Origin of the sequence: Bacillus sp. NPDC057893, from assembly GCF_042796455.1 — a bacterium.
In the GTDB taxonomy this organism is placed as follows: domain Bacteria; phylum Bacillota; class Bacilli; order Bacillales; family Bacillaceae_G; genus Bacillus_A.
In genome coordinates this window covers 659,996-672,349 of record NZ_JBHVNG010000002.1, presented here as the reverse complement: position 1 = coordinate 672,349, position 12,354 = coordinate 659,996, and the positions used below count along the sequence as shown (strand labels likewise).

General features: G+C 35.0%; 10 protein-coding genes. 8 read left to right on the top strand and 2 right to left on the bottom strand.

Annotated elements, in window-relative coordinates:
- Positions 1-121: 121 nt before the first annotated feature.
- Positions 122-2,710 (top strand): bifunctional lysylphosphatidylglycerol flippase/synthetase MprF, encoded by a 2,589-nt coding sequence (gene mprF, locus ACFVQC_RS12130; protein ID WP_016094461.1) that lies wholly within the window; start codon positions 122-124, stop codon positions 2,708-2,710.
- Between the two features lie 4 nt (positions 2,711-2,714).
- Here mprF and ACFVQC_RS12125 read toward each other — a convergent pair whose 3' ends face one another.
- Positions 2,715-3,509 (bottom strand): hypothetical protein, encoded by a 795-nt coding sequence (locus ACFVQC_RS12125; RefSeq protein WP_002149422.1) that lies wholly within the window; start codon positions 3,507-3,509, stop codon positions 2,715-2,717.
- A 173-nt stretch (positions 3,510-3,682) separates the two neighbouring features.
- On the opposite strand from ACFVQC_RS12125, the gene deoD reads away from it, so the two are divergent.
- The 4 genes from deoD to ACFVQC_RS12105 all read left to right on the top strand — a co-directional run bounded on the left by deoD (position 3,683) and on the right by ACFVQC_RS12105 (position 7,364).
- A complete protein-coding gene (gene deoD, locus ACFVQC_RS12120; RefSeq protein WP_002149423.1) occupies positions 3,683-4,387 on the top strand; it encodes a purine-nucleoside phosphorylase in 705 nt (234 codons plus the stop codon).
- Positions 4,388-4,591: 204 nt separating this feature from the next.
- Complete coding sequence (locus ACFVQC_RS12115) at positions 4,592-6,409, top strand: sensor histidine kinase (RefSeq protein ID WP_242237067.1); 1,818 nt, start codon at positions 4,592-4,594, stop codon at positions 6,407-6,409.
- A gap of 107 nt (positions 6,410-6,516) precedes the next feature.
- Positions 6,517-7,047 (top strand): tyrosine-type recombinase/integrase, encoded by a 531-nt coding sequence (locus ACFVQC_RS12110; RefSeq protein ID WP_000806236.1) that lies wholly within the window; start codon positions 6,517-6,519, stop codon positions 7,045-7,047.
- 122 nt (positions 7,048-7,169) lie between these two features.
- Positions 7,170-7,364, top strand: coding sequence for a DUF3924 domain-containing protein (locus ACFVQC_RS12105; RefSeq protein ID WP_016082292.1), 195 nt, complete (start codon positions 7,170-7,172; stop codon positions 7,362-7,364).
- 210 nt (positions 7,365-7,574) lie between these two features.
- On the opposite strand, the gene ACFVQC_RS12100 is transcribed toward ACFVQC_RS12105, so the two are convergent.
- Positions 7,575-8,423 carry a DUF72 domain-containing protein gene (locus ACFVQC_RS12100; RefSeq protein ID WP_016094464.1) on the bottom strand — a complete coding sequence of 283 codons (849 nt, stop codon included), beginning with the start codon at positions 8,421-8,423 and terminating at the stop codon, positions 7,575-7,577.
- A 160-nt stretch (positions 8,424-8,583) separates the two neighbouring features.
- On the opposite strand from ACFVQC_RS12100, the gene ACFVQC_RS12095 reads away from it, so the two are divergent.
- From ACFVQC_RS12095 to ACFVQC_RS12085, 3 genes are all read left to right on the top strand, one after another.
- Positions 8,584-9,855 (top strand): ATP-binding protein, encoded by a 1,272-nt coding sequence (locus ACFVQC_RS12095; protein ID WP_002064486.1) that lies wholly within the window; start codon positions 8,584-8,586, stop codon positions 9,853-9,855.
- A gap of 251 nt (positions 9,856-10,106) precedes the next feature.
- Positions 10,107-11,726, top strand: coding sequence for a Gly-Xaa-Xaa repeat protein (locus ACFVQC_RS12090; RefSeq protein ID WP_377898429.1), 1,620 nt, complete (start codon positions 10,107-10,109; stop codon positions 11,724-11,726).
- A gap of 197 nt (positions 11,727-11,923) precedes the next feature.
- On the top strand, positions 11,924-12,352 hold the full coding sequence (locus ACFVQC_RS12085) for a hypothetical protein (RefSeq protein ID WP_016094467.1): 429 nt from the start codon (positions 11,924-11,926) through the stop codon (positions 12,350-12,352).
- Positions 12,353-12,354 lie beyond the last annotated feature (2 nt).

Sequence of the window (12,354 nt, the reverse complement as noted above, 5' to 3'; positions counted from 1 at the left end):
TTTAAATATAACCTATATAAAAAATAGCTTCCCTATACAGGAATTTACCTTTTTATTTTTCTTGAAGTTTGTCATAATAATATTATTGTCTCAGTTTTCTTACACAAGGAGAGTTGTATTTATGTCGTTTTCATGGAAACGTTTCTTACAAATCGGGAAAATAATCTTCCCATTTGTTGTCTTAACAATTGTTTTCTTTCAAGCTAAAAAAGAATTAGCTGGCATTTCTTTTTTAGAAGCAATTGAAACAATTAAAAACATTCCAACTGGTGGGGTATTTTTAGCGATTACACTCGGTGCATTTGCCGTTTCAACAATGTTCTTTTATGACTTTGTTATGCTTCGTTACTTAAAAGCAGATATACCTGTACAAAAGATTTTCCGTATCTCATGGATTGCAAACACTTTAAATGGATTTATCGGTTTTGGTGGTCTTGTTGGTGCCGGTGTACGTACAATGCTATATCGCCCACATATAAAAGAGAATGGGAAACTTATTAAAAGCATTGCTTGGATGACAACCGCTTTTATTAACGGATTAGCCATTCTGTCATTCCTCGGCCTTATTGGAATATTAGACACTAGTTTTATTCTGCACGAAAAACCGTGGTTATGGCCTGTTCTTATCTTCTTTGCTCTTTTCGTTCCTATATATATTGGGTTTTCTAAAATTAAAAATAGAAAAACAAAACAGACAGACGGACAAGATGATGAAGAAGAAGAAGAGAAAAATCCAACTGTTTTATATTCATTAGTTTCATTAGTCGAGTGGATATCGGCTGGTATCGTTATGTACGTCATTTTAATATTGTTTGGAATTGATATCGAATTTCAAAAGTTTTTAGGTGTTTATGTAATTGCTGCTTTAGCTGGTGTCGTAAGCCTTGTCCCTGGTGGCCTTGGTTCATTTGATCTTGTTTTCTTAACCGGACTAGGACAATACGGAGTTGATACAGGCGTATTACTACCCGCTATGTTATTATATCGACTTGTCTATTACATCTTACCATTCTGCCTTGGTCTCATTTTTGCAGCATTTGAAATGACAGGAGCGGCCATAAAAAAAATTGAAGACAAACCATTTATTGCACCTGCATTAGAAACAACTGGTGTAATTTGGACTTTACAACGTGATTTTTTAGGAAAATTAGGTTCCTGGGCATCCGCCGCTTTAACCGTATTCGCTGGCTTAATGGTTATTCTATCAACAATTTTACCGACTAGTATAAATCGAGCTCACGCCTTACATATTTTAGCTCCAAAGCACCTTATTCAATTTTCTTTTAGCTTATCATTAACATTCGGTATTCTCCTCCTGATTCTTTCGCGAGGCATATATTATGGAACAAAGCGTTCTTACTATATGACGATTGTTTCTTTAATTGGAGCAGCAATCTTTAATACCCTAAAAGGAATTGATATTGAAGAAACCTTTATTTTATTAATCGTACTTGCTGTGTTGTATATGCTTCGTAAAAGATTTGCACGCGAGAAAATGGAAGTCTCTCTTTCTGACATCGTAAAAGTTTTTATCTTCTTATTACTTACGTTATATTTATATAAAAACTTAGGTATTTTATTTGCGGGTGCAAAAGAAGCATTCCAACCTGATTTTGTCGTTCGAAATATTACACAAGTTAAACGAAGTGCATTAGCAGCAGCCTTTTTCGTTCCTACTTTTTTACTTATCGGTTCACTAATTGCCAATCGTTACCGTAGTCAATTTCCCGGGCAACCAGCAAATGATAAAAGGTTAGAAAACTTCTTAGATGAACATGGTGGGAACGTACTTAGTCATTTAGGTTTTTTAGGAGATAAACAGTTCTTCTTCAGTAGTGACGGAAAAGCACTTCTTCTCTTTTCAATTACTGGAAAACGTCTTGTTGTACTAGGTGATCCAATTGGTGATCCATCCTCCTACCGCACTGTGTTGCAAGAATTTTTAGCTGAGGCTGATCGATTTGGGTATATTTGCGTATTCTATCAAATTGAAAGCAAATGGATGAGCTTATACCACGATTTCGGCTACAACTTCTTTAAACTTGGCGAAGAGGCTGTCGTTGATTTAAATACCTTTACAATAACAGGAAAAAAACGTGCTGGTATGCGAGCTACTTTCAACCGTTTTGAACGAGAAGGTTATACATTCTCTATTCATGAGCCACCATTCTCAGACGAATTATACGAGGAATTAAAGAAAGTGTCTGATGCTTGGCTCGGCGGAAAAAAAGAGAAAGGATTTTCACTTGGGTACTTCGATCGTGAGTATATTAGTCGTGCCCCTATCGCTACATTATCTGATGCAGAGGGAAAAATCATTGCATTCACAACCTTTATGCCAGTATATCAAAGTGGCATATTATCTGTTGATTTAATGCGTTATTATCCAGATGCCCCTAGCGGAATTATGGATGCAATTTTTATCCACTTATTCCACTGGGCAAAAGAAAATGAATACCATTCCTTTAATATTGGTATGGCACCACTCTCAAATGTCGGTTTATCAACGCAATCGTTCTGGTCTGAACGAGTTGCTGCTGCAATATTTAATAACGTTCGTTACACATATAGCTTCAGCGGTTTACGACATTTCAAAGAAAAATACAAACCTGCATGGAGTGGAAAATATTTAGCATTTCGAAAGAATCATTCTTTACCAATTACAATGCTCTCTGTAACAAAATTAATAGGAAAACGAAAAAACAGCTAAGTACTTAGCTGTTTTTTCGTTTTTGCACTTGTATACTAAACTCCTTTTCATACTTCTTACCATTTATATAGAAATCCCCCCATATTTTATATGTTCCTTCTTCTGGAAATGTAATACGATATTGTAATTGTTCATCCGTATCAACAGGAATGGCATATAAAAGATGTTTCCTCGTTTCATCAACGATATATAGAGCGTTGACTTCACCTCTCCCTGAATTTAATTTCAGCTTTTCTCCCTTTTTCGCTTGAAATTGAAATGTTAATGTCGTTGCCTCATTCGGATGTAATGCACCAAATAAAAGAGACACTTGATGCTCTCCTATATTTTTTGTAAGTACAGTATCGACAGGTAGTTTCTTTTTATTCTTGTCCTTGTTTTTCTCCTTTTTTTCTTCACCAAAATCTTTCTTAGAAAATGATTCCACGGACTTGTTTTCATCTTCATACAAAAATATCGTGTACTCTTCACCTTTTGCTACATCTGAAGATAGCTTATACGATCCATTTCCAGCAAATATAGGCTTCGTTTGTTGTATGTTTTTCAAATTCCCATCCACTATCACTGCTCGAATTTGATCGTTCACACCACGAACTTCATTATTCATTTTATTTAGCAATTGAAACGAAATATCGACTTTTTCATTTCCCTTTTTATTTTTTACATCCCAGTTCACTTCTTGAACATCTCCGGTCGTTTCTACAGTTTCTTGATATTTTTTTATGTAAAATCCTCCTGCCACAATAAGTACTAGTGCAATAAGCCCAATGACAAGATTTTTCAAAATATCACCTACCATTTTTATTGTCTTTATCCATGCAAAACCTCTTAAATATATATTCTAGATTATGATTTATGAAATCCTCCTCTTTTGCACATATTACAAATAAAAAAGATTTTAATTGAAAGGAATCGTAGTGTATAATGCAAATGATATTGATTTCTATCAATACATTATAAGGAGGATTTTTCATGAGTGTACATATTGAAGCAAAACAAGGCGAAATTGCTGAATCTATTCTATTACCTGGTGATCCATTACGTGCAAAATATATTGCTGAAACATTTTTAGAGGATGTTACTTGTTATAACAACGTGCGTGGCATGTTAGGTTTCACTGGAACTTACAAAGGAAAGCGTGTATCTGTTCAAGGTACAGGCATGGGTGTTCCCTCTATTTCTATTTATGTAAACGAATTAATTCAAAGCTACGGAGTGAAAAATTTAATTCGTGTTGGGACATGTGGTGCAATTCAAAAAGATGTTAAGGTACGTGACGTTATTATTGCGATGACGGCTTGTACAGATTCTAATATGAACCGCTTAACATTCCCAGGTTTTGATTTTGCTCCTGCTGCAAACTTTGATCTTTTAAAGAAAGCTTACGATGCTGGAACAGAAAAAGGATTACACGTTCGTGTTGGTAACGTATTAACAGCAGATGTATTTTATCGTGAGAGCATGGACATGGTTAAAAAACTTGGAGATTACGGTGTATTAGCAGTAGAGATGGAAACAACTGCTCTTTACACATTAGCAGCTAAATATGGTGTAAATGCATTATCTGTTTTAACAGTAAGCGACCATATCTTCACTGGTGAAGAAACAACATCTGAAGAACGTCAAACTACATTTAACGAAATGATTGAAATCGCTTTAGATGCAGCAATTCAGTAACAGTACATTAAAGAACTTGTCATACGTCTGGCGAGTTCTTTTTTATGCTAAAATACTTCGACAGTCACTGCACCTTCTCTTTATGTGACTTTCTATAAAAAACTACTTTAGAGAGAGACAGATTTATCCCCTCTACTTTTTTGTAACCTTTGTTATAATTAAGAAATCATTTATATTACAGTATTTTTCATACGAGGTGAAACAGTGAAGAACAGAAGCATCGTCTTTAAACTATTTTTATTAACATCAACTTTATTTACAATCATATTTCTCCTTTTTTTCCTTGGACAATCTCTATTTTTAGAGAAGTTCTATATTAATAAGAAAGTAAAAACCGTTCAAACGGCTTTTGAAAAATTCGTAGATAATTACGAGAAAAGCGACCAAGGCTTTGAGGAAACTAGAAAATTAAAACAAGAATTTCACGATAAAACAAATGCCGAAATCCAATTTTTAGATTCTAACGGAATTATTAAAAGTGAATACAGTTTTTACATTGATGTGATTAACCCTAACAATAATAAAACCTATTCCATCCCCCTTAACAATCTTTTAACACCAGAAGAATATAATAAATTCGCAAACTTAGGATTAAAAAAAGATGGAATAATTTATGTAGACGGACTACTCCAACCGAATAATATAATAACACCTCAAGAATTAATAACTAATAATACTAGATGGGAAAATGAACAATTCAATTCAGATTTTCAATCCATTAGTGGTAATCCATCTAAAAATAAACTTAAAAATCGATATGATAATACTGGTTCTCCAATCCATTTTACTGGGGTAATATCTAAATTACAGCTTCCTTCCAAGGCTGAGGTTCGTCTTGCAAAGGATTTTGAAACATTACAAGCTGTTCAATATTTTGCAAGAACTATTAGACAAGGTACTTCTAATTCAAATCAATTAAACACGTATATTTTAGATAGTGGGGAAAATATAAAAAACAGTGTCTTTGTAAAGCCTATTATGGAAAACGGAGAAATTAAGGAGTACGCTTTTGTGATAGCATCTTTACAACCTGTTAATGAAGCGATGCTCGTTTTAAAAGATTATTATGTCTATGCCTTAATTATCGTGTTTCTCGTTATTATTTTGTTATCCTTCTACTACTCAAAAATCATTGTTAAACCATTAATTAAGATAAATCGCGTTACAAAAAAAATGGCCAACTTTGATTTTAGCGAGAAGTTACCTGTTACAGCAGACGATGAAATTGGCGGGTTATCAAGTAGTATTAATACACTCTCTGTAAATTTAAAAGATCGAATCGACCGATTAAATGTTGCCAATACAAAATTACAACAAGATATTGAACGCGAACGTCAATTAGAAAAAACCAGAAAAGAATTCATTTCTGGTGTATCTCATGAATTAAAAACACCACTTAGTGTTATTCGTAGCTTCGCTGAAGGTATTCAAGATGGCGTAAGTAAAGATACGACATATTATACAAATGTTATTTTGGAAGAGACAGATAATATGAACAGGCTCATTGTTGAAATGTTAGAATTAGCAAAACTAGAATCAGGTACGTACAAACTAGAAATGTCAACATTCTCGATCGGTGAATTAATTCAACAAGTCTATACAAAATTATTATTTAGTATGGAGGAAAAACATTTACAAGTGGACATCCATGCTGACTCTTCTCTATTTGTTAAAGCAAATCGTAGCCGTATTGAGCAAGTCGTTGTAAACTTACTTAGCAATGCAATTCGATATACTCCAGATGGTGAAAAAATACACGTCTCTGTTGTAGAAACGGAAGATACAGTAAAAATCGAAATTGAAAACACAGGCAATCCTATTCCAGAAGAAAGCCTTGAAAAAATTTGGGATCGCTTCTACCGTTTAGACGCTTCTCGTAGCCGTCATACTGGAGGTACTGGCCTTGGGTTATCCATTGTGAAAAACATTTTAGATCTCCATCGCGCCGAATACGGTGTGTATAATACCACTAATAGCGTTGTATTTTATTTTAATTTACAAAAAGTGAAAGAAGTCAAATAATTTGTCTTAATTTCACTAGGAGTTCACATGAAATTCACACTCTCCCTTTATAGTAAGAAACAAGTTAATCCTTTCCTTTACACATATAAAAGAGGAGAGTGCGTGAAATGAAACAAGCAGGACAACCTATTCAAAATGAAAAACAATTAGAAACTATCAAAAATATACTTTTACAATCTTCGAAACGTGATGGCTTATTATTCGTATTAGCTGTAAATTCTGGCTTAAAAGTAAGTGAAATCTTACAATTAAAAGTTAGTGATGTAATCGATGAAAACGAAAATGTTCGCCATTCCATTTTATTTTACAATGAAAAAGTAAAGAAACATAAATGGTTTGCTGTAAATGAAGACTTACAGCACGCAATCGAAGACTACATGAAAGAACGTAAAACTTGGAAACGTAATGAACCATTATTAAAGTCTCAAAAAGGAACAAAGTCTATTACGAGACAACATGCATGGTACATTTTAAACAAAGCTGCAAAAGAAGTTGGATTAGAAGGGATTAGCTCACATACACTTCGAAAAACTTGGGGCTATTGTGCATACAAATCAGGTGTTGATATTGCATTTTTACAACACTTCTTTGATCACAGTACTCCATCAAAAACTTTAAAGTATATCGGTATTGCTTAATAACTCTTATACAAAAAAAAAGGTTACCATTTGTAAATTTGGTAACCTTTTTTTTGTTTCATATTCTCTTTTCTTGTCTCTCCTATACTGTAGTGGTACTCTAATAGTAAGGGGGAGAAATTATGAACACATTAACAATTGAATTACCGCAAGAAACGGCTGAAAAACTCGATTTATTAAAACAAGCTTATGAAAAGAAAACAGGTGCTAGCATTTCTGAGAGCACTCTTGTTCAAACACTTATCTCAAAAGAATTTATCCAAGCGATAACTCCTTTTGATTTACAACAATTCGTCAATGGAAAAGAACAGCATTAATCGCTGTTCTTTTTTCTTTTCAAAAAATAAATATAAAAAATTTTTTACATATTTTCCGAAAAACCATTGACAATGATAATGATAACCATTATCATTTATTACGAAGCCAACAATTGAATCAACCAAACGCTCAGTAACATTGTTACCCCTCTTTTTCATATAGAAAGGCACTGTACATTCCCCCTGTTTGTACAGTGCCTTTCTTGTTTATCATCGTTCAAATAAATTTAATTGCTCAGGCTTGGGCTCACCATATGTAATGTTCATTATTTTCATAAGTTGTTTCGCATTATCCGCTGCATCCCCGCCCGAATTATTATTAAATAATACGTATATGTCCTTTGACTTCTTTTTTAATTGCTCTAGTCGTTCTGCCCATTCTTCCAATTCTTTATTATTGTAGCGATATAAACAGCGAACCGCCCTCCAATTTTCTCCTTTATCCAGCCAGCCATGAATATTTCGACCATGAAAGCGAATTAATGTTATATTTGAATCCGTCGCCTCTAATACGAGCGGAACCGAACCAAGTCCCGCTTGCGGTTCATCACAAATTGTATGAATCCATTTTTCCTTCTCTAAAAATTGTAGCGTTTTATCTCTCATTTTTGGATAAAACCATGTTTGATTTCGAAACTCTATAGCACACGGCAAACCCTCCATTTTGTCTTTCGTATATCGAAGGAAATCTACATTTTTCTTTTTGCAATCAAACCATGGTGGATATTGAAATAAAATCATTTTTAATTTATTCGCTTCTATTAAAGGAAGAATCGATTGTTTATACACATCAAACATCTCATCAAACGTCGAAAAAGGAGTTTCTCCCTTCATATGCCCTGTCATTCCTTGATACGCTTTTACGACAAAAGAAAAGTCTTTCGGTGTTTCCATCGCCCATTTTGTATAATTTCGTGCCGGTTGCATCGCATAAAATGAACTATCCACTTCGACAATAGGAAAATGTTCACTATATGTTCGTAATTTATTTTTATTTTCATAGGGATCTATATATAAAGAATCATGATCTCCCCAACCTGTCACTCCAATGAAAAACAATCATATTCCTCCTTTTCAACTTTCATCTGATATTCATTCCACTGGCTTCCCAATCATCTTGGCTAATCAAATTCATTAAGTAGCTCTTTCTTTAAGAGTATCTGTATAAAAATATGATATACTAAATGGAAGAATTTTTAAATTGAGGGGTTATTTATTTATGCTTCCAACCGATGATATTTTATCTCATGAAAAACGAATAGAAGAACTAGAAAATAAAGTACGTTTTTATGAAGAACTTGTGAATCAATTGCCGCATCATTTCACATATAAAAATCCACTTATTGGTTTGCAAATAAAGAAAACAAGAACGAACCATTTTATTCAAAGCATACGAAAAGAGAATAAAGAAGCTGATTTTCAACTTACTTGCGATTCATTATTTTTATTTGAACAACTTGAAAAACACTTTGTTCATATTTTTGATGCTTTTTCACATCATGTAACCTTTATTGATAATACAGGGAATATTACATTATGTAATCAAGCTGCTGCAGATGATTTTGGTGTAATACGAAACGAAATAATTAGAAAGCCAATTCAACAATTGCTTAACTTACCTGAAGAAAAAATTAAAGCTATTGAAACCTTAAAAACAGGAATCGAAATATATAATGAAGAGGTTTTAGACAAAAACTATGGCATTATTAATAATCGAATTATTCGCGATTATAATGGAGAAATTTTTAGAGTTATTAGCGTTTTTCATTATTTAAACACAGAACGTGATGCAGAGAAATTTTCATTAGCAGGACGAATCGCCGCCGGGATTGCACATGAAGTACGCAACCCTCTTACAACAGTACGGGGATACTTACAATTTTTACAAGAGAGCGTGTCTCCATCAAATAAAGAATTATTTAAAAACTTACTTATTCCTGAATTAGATCGTGCAAATAGTATTATTACAAAATTTTTATCTATATCGAAAACACGCGAATTTAAAAGAGAACCGTTTCCCATTAATACATTTTTACGTGAATATATTCAACAGCTACTAGCAAGTGAGGTCTTCTTGCATAACATTTCAATTGATTATAATTTTTCTAATGAATTAGATGATATTTTAGTCCATATTGATCGCCATGAACTTGTTCAAGTGTTTTTAAACCTATTTCAAAACGCTGTTGATGCTCAAGGCGAAAAACCTCTTTCTATTCAAATCACTAGTTATCGCCTAGATAACTTTGTTCGGATTACTTTCACAGATAACGGAACTGGTATTCCTCCAGCTATTCAAGAATATATCTTTGACCCATTCTTCTCAACAAAAGATTCAGGAACAGGACTGGGCCTATCAGTAACGAAGAAAATTATTCAAAATCATAACGGTACATTAAAAATGACTAGTAATCCAGCCGGTACAACTTTCACTATTTCTATTCCAACTTTATCTAAAACAAACCATGAAAGAATGAATCAATACAAATGATGGACTGTTCCACGAACTGCAAACCAATTGTTACGGAATATATAACAATTGGTTTGCAGTTTTTTATTTTAACTTAATCTTCTTGAAATGATATAAATTTTTCTCTATCTCTTAATTATTCTTGCTAAGTAGGTAAACTTCTTATTTTTTGGGAAATGGTAGATTGTCCATTACAAATTTAGTTTAATTTTCATTCCTTTCTATATATATAGTAATGTCTATTTACTCTATATATAGAAAGGAATGAAAAGATGAACAACAAAAATAAAGGGAAAGTATTCTATGGTAATGATTGTTGCGAAGTAAGAGCTTGCAGTTTTATTAACATCTCTAAGTCCGGACTGAAAGAGTTTGTTCGACTTCTTCAAGCCCTTGGTGAAAATATTCAAGCTGTATTCCAAAATCCTTCTCAAGCTAATATCGGTAAACTTATCGATACCCTAAATAACCTACAAAAATTCCTCAATTGCTTAGATTTATCACCCGGTCAAGAAAAGATTGGAAATTCTATTATCGCTAACTTATTAACTATTTTAAAAACAAAACCTTTCTCATGCGGAGCATTATACGTTGAACTGCAAATCCTGCTTAACTATTTATTATATATCGCTAAGTTATTCAAAGTAGATTGCTGTACTATCGACAAACTAGTTAAACTCATTACAGAGATCCAAACTATCCTAGTTCAATATGGGTCTGGTTGTCTTGGCGGAGAGGCAACTGGCGCGACTGGCGCAACCGGTCCTCAAGGTGCGACTGGACCTCAAGGTCCGGCGGGTGCTCAAGGCGCGACTGGACCTCAAGGTCCGGTGGGTACTCAAGGTTCTGCGGGCGCTCAAGGTGCTACTGGTGCTCAAGGTTCTGCGGGCGCTCAAGGTGCTACTGGTGCTCAAGGTTCTGCGGGCGCTCAAGGTGCTACTGGTGCTCAAGGTCCAGCGGGTGCTCAAGGTCCAGCGGGTGCTCAAGGTGCGGCGGGTGCTCAAGGTGCTACTGGTGCTCAAGGTGCTACTGGTGCTCAAGGTGCTACTGGTGCTCAAGGTCCAGCGGGTGCTCAAGGCGCTACTGGTGCTCAAGGTGCGGCGGGCGCTCAAGGTGCTCAAGGTGCTACTGGTGCTCAAGGTGCGGCGGGCGCTCAAGGTGCTACTGGTGCTCAAGGTCCAGCGGGTGCTCAAGGTTCAGCGGGCGCTCAAGGTGCTACTGGTGCTCAAGGTGCGGCGGGCGCTCAAGGTGCTACTGGTGCTCAAGGTTCAGCGGGCGCTCAAGGTGCTACTGGTGCTCAAGGTTCAGCGGGTGCTCAAGGTGCTACTGGTGCTCAAGGTTCAGCGGGCGCTCAAGGTGCTACTGGTACTCAAGGTCCAGCGGGTGCTCAAGGTCCAGCGGGCGCTCAAGGTGCTACTGGTGCTCAAGGTTCAGCGGGCGCTCAAGGTGCGGCGGGTGCTCAAGGTGCTACTGGTGCTACTGGACCAGCGGGTACTCCAATTCCTGTAACTACAGCTGTATTAGGAAACACAAATGCACAAACAGTATCACCAGGAAGCAATATACAATTCAATGAAACATTCGAATTAACAAACATCTCCTATAATGGTTCTGATACTCTAACTGTTTTAGAAACTGGTGTATACGATATTAGTTTCTCTGCATCTACAACTTTCCCAGGTTCTTCACCATTTGGCTTCGGTCTTTCGTTTAACGGCCAACCACCTAGTCGTAATTTTTCAACTAACGTTATCGGTAGTGCGGTTTCTTTCTCAACGATTATCACTTTAACAGCTGGCACAACAATATCTGTACAACCTACAGCAAATACTATCTCTATTCCAAACACAGGTGAAACAACTGCTGTACTAACTGTCTTCCGAATTTACTAATTTTCACTAAATAAGCGTATTTATAATAATATGCATCATTTGACTGTGGATTAAATTTCTCCTTTTATATAGAAAGGAGCACTTATTTGGGAGGATAAGTGCTCCTTCTTTACGTTTCTTTACCTCAAATTTACTCTATCTTAATCCTCATTTTGTATGATAAATAGTGAAGTCAAAGATATGAAAGAGGGATGAAAATGAGAGTTATGTCACTGATACGCATTTGGATTGCTCTTATGGTATGCATTATTTTATGTGTAGGATTTTTTTTAACTCTAAAATATTCCACTATATCAAAAGCAGAGAGAAAAACAGTTCCATACAAGCTTTTGTATACAAAACAAAGCAACATCCCTTATTCCAATGCAACAAATAATGAAAAAAAGGTTATAAAAGGAATGCTTATTACGAAAGCTTCTAGTTACGAAACGCTACTTCAAATTGCTGAAACGATTAAAGATCAGTATATAAATAGAGAAATTGATGAAATCACGCTTTCTATCCATAATGAAAATAATGGTAGTTATGAAGAAGAATTACCTTACGAACCTATTAGTAAAGGCAAAATCATTATCACATACGATTCTCAATCCTTTGGCAGTACGAACATTATACTAAACGAGTAATA

Bases quoted from the DNA above. Each gene is read 5' to 3' on its own strand.
- ACFVQC_RS12105 (WP_016082292.1), top strand. From the start codon at position 7,170: ATGAACACATTAACAATTGAATTACCGCAAGAAACGGCTGAAAAACTC.
- deoD (WP_002149423.1), top strand. From the start codon at position 3,683: ATGAGTGTACATATTGAAGCAAAACAAGGCGAAATTGCTGAATCTATT.
- ACFVQC_RS12110 (WP_000806236.1), top strand. From the start codon at position 6,517: ATGAAACAAGCAGGACAACCTATTCAAAATGAAAAACAATTAGAAACT.
- mprF (WP_016094461.1), top strand. From the start codon at position 122: ATGTCGTTTTCATGGAAACGTTTCTTACAAATCGGGAAAATAATCTTC.
- ACFVQC_RS12095 (WP_002064486.1), top strand. From the start codon at position 8,584: ATGCTTCCAACCGATGATATTTTATCTCATGAAAAACGAATAGAAGAA.
- ACFVQC_RS12125 (WP_002149422.1), bottom strand. From the start codon at position 3,509: ATGGTAGGTGATATTTTGAAAAATCTTGTCATTGGGCTTATTGCACTA.
- ACFVQC_RS12090 (WP_377898429.1), top strand. From the start codon at position 10,107: ATGAACAACAAAAATAAAGGGAAAGTATTCTATGGTAATGATTGTTGC.
- ACFVQC_RS12085 (WP_016094467.1), top strand. From the start codon at position 11,924: ATGAGAGTTATGTCACTGATACGCATTTGGATTGCTCTTATGGTATGC.